General features: G+C 70.6%; 15 protein-coding genes and 1 pseudogene. 12 read left to right on the plus strand and 4 right to left on the minus strand.

The window, feature by feature from the left end; genetic code table 11:
* Window positions 1-5: 5 nt before the first annotated feature.
* A complete protein-coding gene (locus SNA_RS05365) occupies window positions 6-494 on the minus strand; it encodes an SsgA family sporulation/cell division regulator (RefSeq protein WP_030069264.1) in 489 nt (162 codons plus the stop codon).
* Between the two features lie 236 nt (window positions 495-730).
* Here SNA_RS05365 and SNA_RS05370 point away from each other — a divergent pair, with 236 nt between their 5' ends.
* Window positions 731-2287 carry an RDD family protein gene (locus SNA_RS05370; protein ID WP_044363541.1) on the plus strand — a complete coding sequence of 519 codons (1557 nt, stop codon included), beginning with the start codon at window positions 731-733 and terminating at the stop codon, window positions 2285-2287.
* A gap of 134 nt (window positions 2288-2421) precedes the next feature.
* Window positions 2422-3087 (plus strand): RDD family protein, encoded by a 666-nt coding sequence (locus tag SNA_RS05375; RefSeq protein ID WP_030069258.1) that lies wholly within the window; start codon window positions 2422-2424, stop codon window positions 3085-3087.
* Window positions 3088-3114: 27 nt separating this feature from the next.
* Here SNA_RS05375 and SNA_RS05380 read toward each other — a convergent pair whose 3' ends face one another.
* A complete protein-coding gene (locus SNA_RS05380) occupies window positions 3115-3390 on the minus strand; it encodes a hypothetical protein (protein WP_030069256.1) in 276 nt (91 codons plus the stop codon).
* A 450-nt stretch (window positions 3391-3840) separates the two neighbouring features.
* On the opposite strand from SNA_RS05380, the gene SNA_RS05385 reads away from it, so the two are divergent.
* Window positions 3841-6213 carry an immune inhibitor A domain-containing protein gene (locus SNA_RS05385; RefSeq protein WP_420823456.1) on the plus strand — a complete coding sequence of 791 codons (2373 nt, stop codon included), beginning with the start codon at window positions 3841-3843 and terminating at the stop codon, window positions 6211-6213.
* 122 nt (window positions 6214-6335) lie between these two features.
* Window positions 6336-6668: pseudogene (locus SNA_RS05390) on the plus strand (hypothetical protein); the annotation flags it as partial.
* A 163-nt stretch (window positions 6669-6831) separates the two neighbouring features.
* On the opposite strand, the gene SNA_RS05395 reads toward SNA_RS05390, so the two are convergent.
* Together SNA_RS05395 and SNA_RS05400 are read right to left on the minus strand one after the other, a co-directional pair.
* A complete protein-coding gene (locus SNA_RS05395; protein ID WP_044363543.1) occupies window positions 6832-7428 on the minus strand; it encodes an isochorismatase family protein in 597 nt (198 codons plus the stop codon).
* Between the two features lie 158 nt (window positions 7429-7586).
* Complete coding sequence (locus tag SNA_RS05400; protein ID WP_044363545.1) at window positions 7587-8915, minus strand: nicotinate phosphoribosyltransferase; 1329 nt, start codon at window positions 8913-8915, stop codon at window positions 7587-7589.
* 119 nt (window positions 8916-9034) lie between these two features.
* On the opposite strand from SNA_RS05400, the gene clpS reads away from it, so the two are divergent.
* The 8 genes from clpS (at window position 9035) to SNA_RS05435 (ending at window position 15125) form a co-directional block, all read left to right on the plus strand.
* A complete protein-coding gene (gene clpS / locus SNA_RS05405) occupies window positions 9035-9343 on the plus strand; it encodes an ATP-dependent Clp protease adapter ClpS (RefSeq protein WP_030072305.1) in 309 nt (102 codons plus the stop codon).
* Window positions 9343-9945: a DUF2017 domain-containing protein gene (locus SNA_RS05410; protein WP_044363547.1), complete on the plus strand. Its 603-nt coding sequence runs from the start codon at window positions 9343-9345 to the stop codon at window positions 9943-9945. Before clpS ends, SNA_RS05410 begins: the two co-directional genes overlap by 1 nt.
* Window positions 9946-10344: 399 nt before the next feature.
* A complete protein-coding gene (locus SNA_RS05415; protein WP_030072301.1) occupies window positions 10345-11778 on the plus strand; it encodes an amino acid permease in 1434 nt (477 codons plus the stop codon).
* A 121-nt stretch (window positions 11779-11899) separates the two neighbouring features.
* Complete coding sequence (locus SNA_RS05420; RefSeq protein ID WP_030072299.1) at window positions 11900-12325, plus strand: M67 family metallopeptidase; 426 nt, start codon at window positions 11900-11902, stop codon at window positions 12323-12325.
* Between the two features lie 107 nt (window positions 12326-12432).
* Window positions 12433-12606, plus strand: coding sequence for a putative leader peptide (locus SNA_RS39175; RefSeq protein WP_107426016.1), 174 nt, complete (start codon window positions 12433-12435; stop codon window positions 12604-12606).
* A 170-nt stretch (window positions 12607-12776) separates the two neighbouring features.
* Complete coding sequence (locus SNA_RS05425) at window positions 12777-13055, plus strand: MoaD/ThiS family protein (protein WP_030072297.1); 279 nt, start codon at window positions 12777-12779, stop codon at window positions 13053-13055.
* A 3-nt stretch (window positions 13056-13058) separates the two neighbouring features.
* Window positions 13059-14009 (plus strand): PLP-dependent cysteine synthase family protein, encoded by a 951-nt coding sequence (locus SNA_RS05430; protein ID WP_044363549.1) that lies wholly within the window; start codon window positions 13059-13061, stop codon window positions 14007-14009.
* Window positions 14010-14372: 363 nt separating this feature from the next.
* Window positions 14373-15125, plus strand: a complete 753-nt coding sequence (locus SNA_RS05435; RefSeq protein ID WP_030072292.1) for an MBL fold metallo-hydrolase — start codon at window positions 14373-14375, stop codon at window positions 15123-15125.
* The last annotated feature ends 61 nt before the right edge of the window (window positions 15126-15186 follow it).

Raw genomic sequence — 15186 nt, forward strand, 5'->3', positions numbered from 1 at the left:
ACCCGCTACGCCCCCGCCTCGGGAAACTCCTGCGGCCCCCATGCCTCGTCCGGGCCCGTCCCCTCGCCGTGCGCCATCGCCAGCAGATCGCTCAGTCCTTTGTCGAGTCCGAGCCGGTCCTTCTCCGTACCGGGCGGCACCACCCGCAGCGTGCGCTCCAGCCACGCAGAGACCGCCGCGGCCGGCGCCTCCACCAGCGCGTCGCCGTCCGGCGAGGTCAGCGCCATGCACACCAGGCTGCGGCCGTCCGCCTTCGTCGGCCACACCCGCACGTCCCCCTCGCCGCACGGCCGGAACACGCCCTCGACGAGCAGTTCGCGGGCGAACGTCCAGTGGACGGGGGAGTCCGAACCGATGTGGAAGGTGACATGGACGGCATAAGGGTCATCGGTCCGGTACATCAGCCGGGCCGGCACCGGAATGCTGCGCTCCGGCGACAGGACCAGGCCCAGTTCGAGTTCTCGTTCCACCACGGTGTGCCGTTCGTCGTGCATGGTGTCCGCCTTTCTCCGTTCTTGTGCGGACACCCGGAACGGGGCCGCACGGGAAGAGAGCCGTCACCCGCCGGACCCTTACACGACTTCGCACAACTTTTTTCGCGGGCCTCTTCCAGGTGGTCGTGGCGGGCATCCGCACAGATGTCACCCGGGGTCTGATAGATGTGGACGCCGCGTTGCGGCAGACTGCACCCCACACCCACCAGGCCGAGTACAGATACGGGACTTCGGACATGAGCGCCCCTACCTCAGGATCCGCCGGCGGCAGCCCCACGCCAGGCTTCTACCCGGACCCGTCCATCCCCGGCTACATCCGGTACTGGAACGGTGCCGCATGGGTGCCGGGCACCAGCCGGCCCGCCCCCGCCGAGGGCGAGGCGATGCCCGCCCCGCCGCCCGGCGCGGTTTTGGCCCCCGCCCCCTCCGTGGAGGAGACCGGCCCGGTCTTCCTCGACGAGGACACCGGCGGCGCCGCGCCGGCCGTCCGCCAGGGCGGCGAGGTCGCGGGCGCGGCCGCCGCGAGCTGGGACGACCCGGCGCGGCTGCACGGCACCAGCCCGGAACCGGCCTCCGCCTGGCAGGCCGACGCCTCCCGCCAGAGCGGCTTCGGCGGAGTCTCCTGGGGCTCGCCCGACTCCGGCGCGCCCTCCGGTGCGGCCTCCTGGGGCGCGGCCCCCGGCGAGCAGCAGCCCGAGGGGGCCGCCGACGTCCCCGGTACGGCCTCCTCCGCCACCCCCGCGCCCCGTCACCCCGAGGCCCCCGCCGACGGAACGGTCGCCATCCGCGCCGTCAAGCCGGGCCGCGGGTCCGGCGATCAGGGCACCACCGCGATCCGCGCGGTCAAGCCCGGCCGCGCGGCCCCCGCCGACCAGGGCACCACCGCCTTCCGCGCGGTACGGCCGGACCAGGGCGGCGCCGGTGAGGCGGGCGCCCCGGCCAAGGGCAACGAGACCATGGCGTTCCGGCTGCCGCCGCGCGGCGCCGGCGGCCCGTCCGCCGCGCCCTCGAACGCCGCTCCGCAGGACCTGCCGTCCGTCGGCGGCCGGACGCCGGGCGTTCCGCAGCAGGGGGCCCCGCAGCAGGGCGCCCCGGCCGCGCAGCCGCCCGGCCCGCAGGGCATCCCCGGCCAGGGCCTGCCCCCGCAGGCCGGTCCCCAGGGCGGCCCGCAGGCCGCCGCCCCGCAGCCCGGTTTCCCGCTGCAGGGCGGCGCGGTGCCCGGCGCCGACGGCGTCATCCCCTGGAAGCCCCCGGCCGCCGATGTCTTCTTCGCCGCCGCGCAGGCGGCGGAGGGCCGCCCGGCCGAGCTCGGCCGCCGTCTCGGGGCCCGGCTGATCGACTCCGCCGTGGTGGGCGCGCTCACCGCCGCGGCCGCCGTCCCCCTGTGGGGCTCCGTCACCGACCACATCGACGCCAAGGTGGAGGCCGCCAAGCAGTCCGGCCGCGAGGTGACGGTCTATCTGCTCGACGGCACCACCACCCCGATCTTCGCCGTCATCCTCGCCGTCCTGCTCGTGGGCGGCGGTCTCTACGAGGTCCTGCCGACCCTCAAGTGGGGCCGCACCCTGGGCAAGAAGGTGTGCGGGCTGCGGTTGCTGGACATCGAGTCCCATGACACCCCGGGCGTCGCCGCGGTCATCAAGCGCTGGCTGTGCTACAGCGTGCTGGGGCTGGTGGCCGTCGGTGTCGTCAACGCCGTGTGGTGTGTGTTCGACAAGCCCTGGCGGCAGTGCTGGCACGACAAGCTGGCGCGCACGTTCGTGGCCGCCGACGCGACGGAGTCGGCCGACTGACGGTCCCTCATCTGCGGTGAACGCGGGGGCGTGTCCGGCGAACGGACGCGCCCCCGTGGCCCGTCCGAGGCCGATATGCCCCCGAACGGACGTCGCCGGATGCGGCGGCCCGCGCGAGGCGTTCGACTCGGGCCATGAGCAGCGATCAGCCTCCGGGCCCCGGCCCCGATGAACCGCCGGAGAACGATCCGTTCCGGAAGAAACCCCCGGAGCCGCAGGAACCGCCGGCCGGCGGCGGCCCCTCCGGCGGCGGTCCCCAGGGCGGACCGGGCCGGACCCCGTATTCCCAGACGCCTTATGCCGACAACCCTTACGGGGGCGAGTACGGCGCGGCCGATCCGCTGGCCGGGATGCCGCCGCTGGCCAACCGCGGCCGCCGCCTCGTCGCGCGGATCATCGACGCGATCATCATCGGCGTACCGGTCGGGGTGATCATGAACGTGATCGTCGGCTGGGCGAACTACACCAGCACCAGCAGCATCGAGACCAGCAAACAGGCCACCGTCTCGGGCGTGACGATGCTGGTGTATCTGATCTACGAGGGGCTGATGCTCACCAGCCGCGGCCAGACGGTCGGCAAGATGGCGATGAAGATCCGGGTCGCGATGCTCGCCAACGGTGCGGTGCCGGCCGGGCAGGCGGGCTGGATCCGGGCCGCGGTCTATACGCTGCCGGAGGTCGTGCCGTGCTGCGGCTTCATCTTCTGGCTGGTCAACGTCCTGTGGTGCACCTGGGACAAGCCGTATCAGCAGTGTCTGCACGACAAGGCCGCCAAGACCGTGGTGGTCTCGACGGCCTGAGTCCCCGCTTCCCCGGAAGACTCCGCGTCAGCCGGTGCGCTCGGCGGTCCGGGCCTCGACGGGCGCCGGTACGGCCCGCAGCGCAGCGGGCGCGGTGGTGCGTACGGCGGCGCGGCGGGCCGCCCGGGCGGCCCCCGGCATCGGGACCGTCATCGCCACCAGCAGTCCGAGGCCGAGCCCGGCCAGGGCGATGACCGCGACCCCGATCCCGGTCTGCGTCTGCGAGAGCAGCAGCATCGCGAGGGTGGAGAGAAAGACGGTGGCCGAACCGTAGGCGAGCTGGGTGGCGGTCGGACGAGGCATGGCGGAATCCGTCCTCGGAGGGTCGGCGGAGAGTGAGGTCAAAGGCGCGCCATCGCACGAGCCTACGAATCCTACTGCCCGTGCGGAACGGCAGGTAAGCGTGACCTAACCCACGGTTCCGGAGCACAGGGGGCGCACGGAGCCGTCCGAGGCGTGAAAGGGGTGTGCGAGGAGCGGAATCGGGCCTGTTGGGGAGGGGGCGCATGTCCGGAAGGCATATGCGACGGCGCCCGTGCGCGAGGGCCGGGGCCGGGCCGGAAGACGGGCACGGAACGTTCGATAGCCGTAACTCGCGGGCCGGATAACGTACTTCGCCCACAATGAGTACGTCAAGATCTGTCTTTTTCGCCGCGCTTCCGGTCGAATGCCGTCGAACAGTGACCAGTGACCGCTCGTACGGGAGGGCAGCGTCAAGTGAGAGGCCAGCGTCAAAGAAGAGGCAGACCAGGGGTGTTGAGACCGGCCGCCCTGGCCACGGCGATCGCCGCGATCGGGGCGGCCGCTTTGTCGCCGGGGGTGGCCAGCGCCGGCACCCAGGCACCCCGGCCCGCCGCCGGCAGCCATGACCCGGCCCCCGAGCGGGCCGTGAACCACAACCTCAAGGGCCCGTTCACCGACAAGCAGGCGGCCCGCCGCCGGGAGGCGCTCGATCGGGTCCTCTCGGGCCGGGCACGGCCGACCGAGCGCGGCGGCTCGCAGGTCGTCCAGCTCGCCCGGGGCCAGTACGTCGAAACGGCCCGGAAGAAGACCGACAAGATCTTCACCATCCTCGTCGACTTCGGGGACAAGGTCGACGACACCACGATGTACGACCCGGACGGCGACGGCCCCAAGCCCCCGGTCAAGAAGTACGGCGGCGACCCCGGCCCGGCGCACAACCGGATAGCCGAGCCGGACCGTACGAAGAACAACAGCACGGCCTGGCAGAAGGACTTCGACCGGCAGCACTACCAGGACCTCTACTTCTCGCACGCCAAGAAGAAGCAGTCGCTGGCCAAGTACTACGAGAAGCAGTCCTCGGGCCGCTACTCGGTCAACGGTGAGGTCTCCGACTGGGTCCGCGTCGACTCGAACGAGGCCCGCTACGGCTCCAACTACTGCGGCCAGACCAACTGCGCCAACGCCTGGGACCTGATCCGCGACGCCGTCAACCAGTGGACCAAGGACCAGAAGGCCAAGGGCCGCACCGACGCCCAGATCAAGGCCGATCTGGCGCAGTACGACCAGTGGGACCGCTACGACCACGACGGCGACGGCAACTTCAACGAGCCCGACGGCTATATCGACCACTTCCAGATCGTGCACGCCGGCGAGGACGAGTCCGCGGGCGGCGGCGTCCAGAAGACCAACGCCCTGTGGGCGCACCGCTGGTACGCCTATGGCACCGACGCCGGTAAGGCCGGCCCGGCGGGCAACAAGGCGGGCGGCACCCAGATCGGGGACACCGGCATCTGGGTCGGCGACTACACCATGCAGCCGGAGAACGGCGGCCTCGGCGTCTTCGCCCATGAATACGGCCACGACCTGGGCCTGCCGGACGAGTACGACACCACCGGCACCGGCGAATCCTCGGTGGACTTCTGGTCGCTGATGTCGGGCGGCTCCTGGCTGGGCACCGGCAAGAACACCATCGGCGATCTGCCCGGCGACATGAGCGCCTGGGACAAGCTCCAGCTGGGCTGGCTCGACTACGACAAGGCCAAGGCCGCCACCAAGTCGACCCATGTCCTGGGCGTCGCCGAACGCCAGACCCGGCACAAGCAGGCGGTGGTCGTCGATCTGCCCGCCAAGGCGGTGACGACCGACATCGTCCCGCCCGCCGACGGCGCGAAGCAGTGGTGGAGCGGGATGGGCAACGACCTGAAGAACACCCTGACCCGCTCCGTGGACCTCACCGGCAAGAAGACGGCGTCCCTGAACCTCAAGGGGTGGTGGGACATCGAGAAGGACTACGACTTCCTCTACGCCGAGGTCTCCACCGACGGCGGCGCCAACTGGACGTCCCTGGACGGCACCGCGAACGGCAAGGCGCTCCCGCGCGACGGCAGCGACAAACCCGCCCTGACCGGCACCGTCGCTGCCTACCAGGACCTCGTCTACCCGCTGGACGCCTACGCCGGCAAGAAGATCGACCTGCGCTTCCGCTACCAGACCGACGGCGGCTCCGCCCTCAAGGGCTTCGCGGCCGATGCGATCGGCGTGAGCGCCGACGGCAAGCAGCTGTTCCACGACGACGCCGAGGGCGGCGACAACGGCTGGACGAGCAAGGGCTTCTCGCGTATCGGCGCGTCCTTCACCAAGGACTATCCGCAGTACTACATCGTCGAGAACCGCCAGTACGTGTCGTACGACAAGACCCTCAAGGTCGGCCCGTACAACTTCGGCTGGACCACCGCCAAGCCGGGCTGGGTGGAGCACTTCCCGTACCAGAACGGCGTACTGATCTGGCTCTGGGACACCTCGCAGCCGGACAACAACGTCGGCAAGCACCCCGGCCACGGCCAGATCCTCCCCGTCGACGCGCACCCCAAGGCCGAGCGGTGGGCCGACGGCACGCTGATGCGCAACCGCTTCCAGTCCTACGACTCGACCTTCACCCGCTCCCGGACCGACGCCCTGACCCTCCACAGGGACGGCACGGAGACGAAGATCAAGTCGCAGCGCGGGGTGCGGGTCTTCGACGATCACAACGGCGTCTACTACGACGGCGACAACCCCACCGGCGGGGTGATCGTTCCTGACACCAACACCCGGATCAAGATCACCAGCGAGGGCGAGGACGGCTCCTGGGTGCGGCTTCGCGTGGGTCCCGCAGGTAAGTAAAAGATAAAGTTGCAGGTCAGAATGTGTCTCGGCCGTCGCCCCTAGCGGGCGGCGGCCGATTCGCGTTAGATGCGTCTTACGAGTTCCTTGTTGACGCGAAGTCTCACGGGGGAGATATGACGATGACCTGCGGCGGCTACATCAGGCTTCCTGGCGGAAGCGTGGTGGTCGCCCTCTCACTGCCCAGACCACCCCACGGCGCCAGCCTTGGGCCCTACGACTGCGGCTGCCGGGTCCGGGTCCTGGTCCACGCCGCCAACCGCCAGCGCGCCCTGACCAGGCTGCGCAACCACGGCCTGCGGGCCGTCTTCCTGCGCGGCAATTCCGAGCCGCCGACCCCGGACGAGATCACGGCCGTGCTCCACCACCCCGACGGCCTCGTCTGGCGCGAGGCCCCGTGCGACGACACCGAGTCCTGGCGCCCGATACGGGCCCTGCTGCGGGCCCCGGCCGCCGTGCCCGACACGGTCCCGGCCCCCGATACGGCCACGGCCGCCCCGGACCTGGTCCCGCTCCCGGTGTCGTTCCCCGGCCGGGCGGGCGCCTTCAGCCGCTCGGGGGTGTAAGCGCCCGGGGCGTGACGACGAGAAGACGGCTGAGCCGCCCCCAGGGGGCGGCTCAGCCGCCGGCCAGCACCGGCTTGCCGGTCAGCTCCGCGCCCGCCGCCCGCAGCTCCTCCAGCGCCCGCTCGGTGGTCCCGGGCGCCACGCCCGCGGTCAGATCCAGCAGGACATGGGTGCGCAGCCCCGCGCGCAGTGCGTCCAGCGCGGTGGCGCGGATGCAGTGGTCGGTGGCGATACCGACCACGTCCACCTCGGTGACCTGCCGCTCGTGCAGCCACTGCGCCAGCGGGACGCCGTTCTCGTCCACGCCCTCGAAACCGCTGTACGCCGCCGCGTACTCGCCCTTGTCGAAGACCGCGTCCACCGCGCCCGAGGCGACCGCCGGCGCGAAATTCGGGTGGAAGCTGCCGCCCTCGGTGCCCGCCACACAGTGCACCGGCCAGCTGTGCACGTAATCGGGGGAGGCGGAGAAATGGTCGCCGGGGTCGATGTGGTGGTCCCGGGTGGCCACGACATGGCGGTAGCAGCCGCCGGCCGCCTGGCCCACCAGATCCGTGATGGCCGCCGCGACCTCCGCACCCCCCGCCACCGCGAGGCTGCCGCCCTCACAGAAGTCGTTCTGCACATCGACGACGATCAATGCCCGGTGCATGGTGCGTGCCTTCCGGCTGGGAACGGGGGAGGGGCGCGGAGTGCTGGTGTGACCGAGGGTAGCCACTGGATGCCGATTGCGGGAGGGGTGCGGCCGGGGCCTGTCCGAAGGGCCGGCGTGGGCCCTCGTGAGCGCACCGGCCGGCCCGCCTCACGGCCTCACAAGTACTCGGTGGGCAGCACCGGCTCGCCGCGCGAGAGCTGGGTCGCCGAGAGCGGCAGCGCGGCGCGGGCCGCGATATGACGGCTGCGGGCCGCGTCCAGCGGTTCGCGCGCCACCACCTCGCCGCCGCGCACCAGCGGCACCAGCAGCTGCCGCCCGGCCAGTTCCTCGGGCACCGGCCCGGTCCCCACCACCTCGGCCTCGGCCACACCGTCCTCGTCCGGCCGCCGCGCCGCCCACTTGCGGCCGCCCACCGAGAGCTTGCCGCCCATCGACTTCTTCGCCACCGGCCGCAGCGGCGCACCGGGCGCCTCCCTGTCGGCGCGGGCGACCAGCTTGTAGACCATCGAGCAGGTCGGATGCCCGCTGCCGGTCACCAGCTGGGTGCCGACGCCGTACGCATCCACCGGGGCGGCGGCGAGCGAGGCGATGGCGTACTCGTCCAGGTCGCTGGTCACCACGATCTTGGTCTTCTCGGCGCCCAGCTCGTCCAGCTGCTGACGCACCCGGTGGGCTATCAGCAGCAGATCGCCGGAGTCGATGCGGACGGCGCCCAGGCCCGGCCCGGCCACCTCCACGGCGGTGCGCACCGCCTCGGTGACGTCGAAGGTGTCCACCAGGAGCGTGGTGCCGCCGCCCAGGGTGTCGACCTGGGCGGTGAAGGCGTCGCGCTCGGTGTCGTGCAGCAGGGTGAAGGCGTGGGCGCTGGTGCCCACGGTGGGGATGTTGTAGCGGAATCCGGCCGCCAGGTCGGAGGTGGTGTGGAAGCCGCCGACGTACGCGGCGCGGGCCGCGGCCACCGCCGACAGCTCGTGGGTGCGCCGGGCGCCCATCTCCATCAGCGGCCGGTCGCCGGCCGCCACCGCCATCCGCGAGGCCGCCGCGGCCACCGCCGAATCGTGGTTGAGGATCGAGAGGATCACCGTCTCCAGCAGGACCGCCTCGGCGAAGGTGCCCTCGACCCGCATGATCGGCGAGCCGGGGAAGTAGACCTCGCCCTCCGGATAGCCCCAGATGTCGCCGCGGAAGCGGTAGTCGGCCAGCCAGGCGAGCGTCGGCTCGTCCAGGATGCCGCGGGCCCGCAGGAAGCCGAGGATGGTCTCGTCGAACCGGAAGTTCTCCACCGCGTCCAGGACCCGCCCGGTGCCGGCGACCACGCCGTAGCGGCGGCCCTCGGGCAGCCGGCGGGTGAAGACCTCGAAGACGGAGCGCCGGTCCGCGGTGCCCGAGCGCAACGCGGCTTGCAGCATGGTGAGTTCGTACTGGTCGGTGAAGAGCGCAGTCGACGGCACGGCCACCGGCAGCCCCAGGTCTGCTGTGTTCATAACAGCGATGCTACCTCCGATACTCGTCACTTTGACGATTTCCGGTCGGGTGCACCGCCGACCCCCCGACGCGGCCCGCGCGAGGGGCGTTTGTGCGTCGCCCGCCCCCGGGTGGCAGCATGGGGCGTGTGAGTGTTCCAGTGGAGATCGAGCGTCCCGAGTCGAGCGAGGCACCGTTCGAGGTCCCCGAACCCGATGTTCCATGGGTAACGATCGTCCACAACGACCCCGTGAACCTCATGAGCTATGTCTCCTACGTCTTCCAGACGTACTTCGGTTACTCCAAGGACAAGGCCCATCAGCTGATGCTCGACGTCCACCACAAGGGCCGCGCGGTCGTCTCCAGCGGCAGCCGCGAGGAAATGGAGCGCGACGTGCAGGCCATGCACGGCTACGGCCTGTGGGCCACCCTTCAGCAGGACCGCTGATGGCCGGCCACTTCGAGCCCCTGCCCGAGGGGGGCGCCGCGGTCGCCCTCGACGAGGTCGAGATCTCCATCCTGCGCAGCCTCGCCGTCCAGCTCATGGAGCTGCTCGGTCCGGGTGACGAGGAAACGGGGGACGAGGCCGAGGCCAAGGACCCGCTCGCCGACCTCTTCAACGACGGCCCCAGCGAACCGCCCGCCGACCCGGTCCTGGCCCGCCTCTTCCCCGACGCCTACGGCGGCCCCGACCTCGTCCCGGACGACGACGTACGCGCCGCGTCCGCCGAATTCCGCCGCTACACCGAGAACGATCTGCGCGCCCGCAAGCGCCAGGACGCCCTCGCGCTGGTCCGTGCGCTGGACGCACTCAGCCCCGGTATCGACCAGGGCGCGGTGCTGCGCCTGACGTCCGACGAGTGTCGCCAGTGGGTCGGCGCCCTCAACGACCTGCGGCTCGCCATCGGCACCCGCCTGGAGGTCACCGACGAGGAGGACGGCGGCGAGCTGCTGCGGCTGCCGGACACCGACCCGCGCAAGCCGATGGTGATGGCGTATCTGTGGCTGGGCGGACTACAGGAGACGCTCGTCGAATCGCTGATGGGCTGAGTGAGCGGCGGGGCTTGAGGATTTCGCGCCGAGAGCCTGTCCGGGGAGCCGGACGGGCCCTTGTCGTCTCGCCGGGTCCTCGCGGGGAGATACCGGGGCGAACCGCCCGGAGTGTTCGCTCAGCGGAGGCTCAAATCCGGATAACGATCGCGTCACCGCACCGGTGTGTTCCGCCGCCATTTTCGCCCTTTGTCCTATTTTCCCTGTGGCCCGGCTCACGACGCCAGTAGTTGATCTCGTAAACACCGTGATAAATCTTCACGACCTGCCGTGTGTGACGCCACCCCTGTCACCGCGGGAGCGCTGAGCCGGCCGACCGTCGGCGTACAGGAACTCCATCCGGGGGGTCGGGACCCGACCCGGACAGACCGGGTCGGAATGGAGAAAGGCGCACCACTCATGACCTCAGTGCAGGTCGAAAAGCAACACGACGGCAACGAGGCCGCTGGAGACGCCTCCGAAGAGGGCTACCAGCGGGGTCTGGGAAACCGCCAGATCCAGATGATCGCCATTGGCGGTGCCATTGGTACCGGTCTGTTCCTGGGCGCGGGCAAGGCCATTTCCATGGCCGGTCCGAGCATTATTCTGGCCTATGCCCTCGTCGGCATGGTCATCTTCTTCATCATGCGGGCCCTGGGCGAACTGCTCATGTACCGGCCCGTTTCCGGCTCCTTCTCCGAGTACGGACGCGAATTCCTCGGCCCGTTCGTCGGCTTTGTGACCGGCTGGACCTACTGGCTCTTCTGGGTCGTCACCGGCATTACCGAAGTGACCGCCGCGGCCACCTACGTCCAGTACTGGAACAAGGACATACCGCAATGGGTCTCGGCACTCGTCTTCACCTGTGCGCTCTTCGGTATCAACCTGATTTCCGTCAAGATCTTCGGTGAGCTGGAATTCTGGTTCTCGATGGTCAAGGTCACCGCGATCATCGGCATGATCCTCATCGGCCTCGGCGTCATCACGCTCGGTTTCTCCAACGCCGGTGACACCGCGTCCTTCGCCAATCTCTGGTCCCACGGCGGCTTCTTCCCCAAGGGCATCGGCGGCACGCTGATGACGCTCCAGATCGTGATGTTCGCCTTCCTCGCCGTCGAACTCGTCGGCGTCACCGCGGGCGAGGCGACCAACCCGAAGAAGGTCCTGCCCAAGGCGATCAACACCGTGCCGTGGCGGATCGGCCTCTTCTACATCGGCGCGCTCATCATCATCCTGTCCGTCGTCAGCTGGACGGTCTTCAAGCCGGGCGTCAGCCCCTTCGTCGCCGCCTTCCAGCAGATCGGCCTGCCGGCCGGCGCGGGCATCGTCAACTTCGTCGTGCTGACCGCCGCGCTCTCCTCGGCGAACTCCGGTATGTACTCCACCGGCCGCATGCTGCGCGACCTCGCGCTCAACGGCCAGGGCCCGAAGTTCTTCACCCGGCTCAGCAAGAACGGCCTGCCCACCTGGGGCACCGGCGTCTCGGTCGGCATGATGCTGTTCGGCGTCTGGATCAACTACGTGGCGCCCGGAGAGGCGTTCAACTACGTCGTCTCCTTCGCCACCATCTCCGGTATGTGGGCCTGGATCGTCATCCTCCTCTCCCAGCTGCGCTACCGCGCCAAGGCCGACCGCGGCGAACTTCCGCAGTCGGAGTTCAAGGCGCCCGGCAGCCCCTACACCTCGGTCTTCGCGCTGGCCTTCATCGGCATGGTGATCGTGATGATGGGCCTCGACCCGGACGCCCGGATCTCGCTGTACGCGGCCCCGGTGTGGGCGGCCATCCTGGGCGTCGGCTACCTGGCCATCAAGCGTCGGGAATCGGCGGCCGCGGCCCTCGCCAAGCAGGACTGAGCCACCCCGGAGGCGGGCCGGGCCACCCCGAAAAGGGGCCGGGCCGCCCCATCCGTCCAGCATGTGGGCCCGTACGTACCACCCTTCGGTACGTACGGGCCCCTTGCTTATCCTTGGCGCCATGCTGACCCTCACCAAGGCCCTCTACGACCAGATCGTCGAGCACGCCCGCCAGGACCACCCCGACGAGGCCTGCGGCGTGGTCGCGGGACCGGCCGGCAGCGGCCGGGCCGAGCGGTTCATCCCGATGCTGAACGCCGCCCGCTCGCCCACCTTCTACGAGTTCGACTCCTCCGACCTGCTCAAGCTCTACCGCGAGATGGACGACCGGGACGAGGAACCGGTGATCATCTACCACTCGCACACCGCCACCGAGGGCTACCCCTCCCGTACGGACATCTCGTACGCCAACGAGCCCGGCGCCCACTATGTCCTGGTATCCACCGCCGACACCGACGACGCCGGTCCCTTCCAGTTCCGGTCCTTCCGGATCGTCGACGGCGTGGTCACCGAGGAAGACGTCGAGGTCGTGGCCGCATACGCCTGACCGCGCGAGGGGCGCCCAAAAGATCGCGTCCCACCTGGTGTACACCGCCCGTCCGCATCATGGGACGAGGTTCCGATCCCCGGACCGGGAATCGATACGATGACCGCATGGTTGACCACGACGTGAGCGAGAAGAGGCCGGGCATGCTGCTGCTCGCTCCGCTCGCCACGCGTCGCTCCGCATCTGCCCTGCTGGGCGCGTTCGGCTGCGGAGCCGCCCGCCTGCACGTCGACCTGTGCCGCCTGTCCAGCGCCATCTGTCCGCGCTGCGCCGCCGCCTGATCAGGTCCCCGAGCTCTCAGCTTCGTTCGAGCAGGGGAGACCCCGATCACCGATCCCGCGGCGCGCTCCGCTCCGCACCCCGCACCTCCGCGTCACCCGACGCCCCCGCCCGGCCCCCGCGCCGCAGACGGGACGCACCCGCCCCGCCTCACTCCCACAGGAGCACTCCCATGGCCATCGAGGTCCGAATCCCCACCATCCTGCGCACCTACACCGACGGCGAGAAGGCTGTCGAGGGCAGCGGCGCCACCCTCGCCGACCTCTTCACCGACCTGGAGACCCGGCACACCGGCATCCGCGAGCGCCTGGTCGAAGGCGAGCAGCTGCGCCGCTTCGTGAACGTCTACCTCAACGACGAGGACGTGCGTTTCCTGGAGGGCATCTCCACCAAGCTGGCCGACGGCGACAGCGTCACGATCCTCCCGGCCGTGGCCGGCGGAATGGCCTGAGCCGTGCGGTACGACTCCCCGCTGGCGGCGGTCGGGAACACCCCTCTCGTCCGCCTGCCGCGCCTTTCCCCCTCCGACGAGGTCCGCATCTGGGCCAAGCTGGAGGACCGCAACCCCACGGGCTCGGTCAAGGACCGGCCCGCGCTGCACATGATCGAACAGGCCGAGAAGGACGGCCGGCTCACCCCCGGCTGCACCATCCTTGAGCCCACCAGCGGCAACACCGGCATCTCGCTCGCCATGGCGGCCAAGCTCAAGGGCTACCGCATGGTGTGCGTCATGCCGGAGAACACCTCCTCCGAGCGCCGCGAACTGCTGGCCATGTGGGGCGCCGAGATCATCTCCTCGCCCGCGGCCGGCGGCTCCAACACCGCCGTACGCGTCGCCAAGGAACTGGCCGCCGAGCACCCCGACTGGGTGATGCTCTACCAGTACGGCAACCCCGACAACGCCGGCGCGCACTACGCCACCACCGGCCCCGAGATCCTCGCCGACCTGCCCTCCATCACGCACTTCGTCGCCGGCCTGGGCACCACCGGCACCCTGATGGGCGTCGGCCGCTATCTGCGCGAGCAGGTCCCCGGCGTCCAGATCGTCGCCGCCGAACCCCGCTACGACGACGTCGTCTACGGCCTGCGCAACCTCGACGAGGGCTTCATCCCCGAGCTCTACGACGAGTCCGTCCTGACCACCCGCTTCTCGGTCGGCTCCGAGGACGCGGTCCGCCGCACCCGCGAACTCCTCGCCGAGGAAGGCATCTTCGCGGGCATCTCCACCGGCGCCGCCCTGCACGCCGCGATCGGCGTCGGCCGGAAGGCGGTCAAGGCCGGGCAGCCCGCCGACATCGCCTTCGTGGTCGCCGACGGCGGCTGGAAGTACCTCTCGACGGGCGTCTACACCGCCGAGTCCACCGAGGCCGCCATCGCCACGCTGCACGGACAGCTCTGGGCGTAGCCACGTCCTTACGGGCCCCCGTCGCCACGGCCGAGCGCCGCGGCGGTGGGGGCCCGCGGCGTTCGGTGCCGTGCGCGGGTTCGAAGACCGGAGAAACCCAGACGTAAGCCCCCACCCGGACTGGTGATTCCGCCCACAGCTCGCCCCGCCCTGGGCGTCACGCGACCTTTTGCGCCTTACGCTCGGGGGCACCGCACAGCCCATCCACGAGCTGGCACAGACCGGCAACGACCCGCCGAGACACCCGCCCGGACCCTTCCCCGAGCCTTCACCACCTCCCCCGAGCTCTCGACCTCGCCGGGGGGCGCCACGGGCAGGGGAGACCCCTATCCGCAGCCCGCGCCCACGGAGGTTCACGCCCGCATGAAGCTCACCGTCGTCGGATGCTCGGGGTCGTTCCCCTCCACGGAATCGGCCTGTTCGAGCTACCTCCTGGAGGCCGACGGCTTCAGGCTGCTCATCGACATGGGCAACGGCGCCCTGGGCGAGATGCAGCGCCACATCGGTCTGTACGACCTGGACGCCATACTCCTGTCGCATCTGCACGCGGACCACTGCATCGACCTGTGCGGCTATTTCGTCGTGCGCTACTACCGCCCCGACGGCGGCCGTTGCGCACCGCTGCCGGTCTACGGCCCGGCCGGCACCGAACGCCGGCTCACCGTGGCGCACGCCGATCTGCCCTATGACGGGGCGATGAGCGAGGTCTTCGACTTCCGCACGCTCACGCCCGGCACGCAGACCATCGGGCCGTTCACCATCCGCACCGAACGCGTCCGCCACCCCGTCGAGGCGTTCGGCTTCCGCATCGAGCACGACGGCCGGTCGTTGACGTACTCCGGCGACACCGGTCCCTGCCAGGCGCTGGACACCCTCGCCGCGGGCACCGACCTCTTCCTGTGCGAGGCGTCCTTCACGCACGGCAAGGAGGACATCCCCGATCTGCACCTCAACGGCCGCGAGGCCGGCGAACATGCCCGCCGGGCCGGCGCCGGCCGGCTGGTGCTGACCCACATCCCGCCGTGGACCGACCCGGAGATCAACATCCGCGATGCGCAGAAGGTCTACGACGGCCCGGTCGAGGTCGCCGCGGCGGGCACGGCGTACGAGATCTGAGTGGCCGCCGCCGCACGGCGGACCGCGGACAGCGGCAGGGCCCCGGAACCGACTGCCGGTT

It is taken from the genome of Streptomyces natalensis ATCC 27448 (assembly GCF_000935125.1).
Lineage (GTDB): Bacteria > Actinomycetota > Actinomycetes > Streptomycetales > Streptomycetaceae > Streptomyces > Streptomyces natalensis.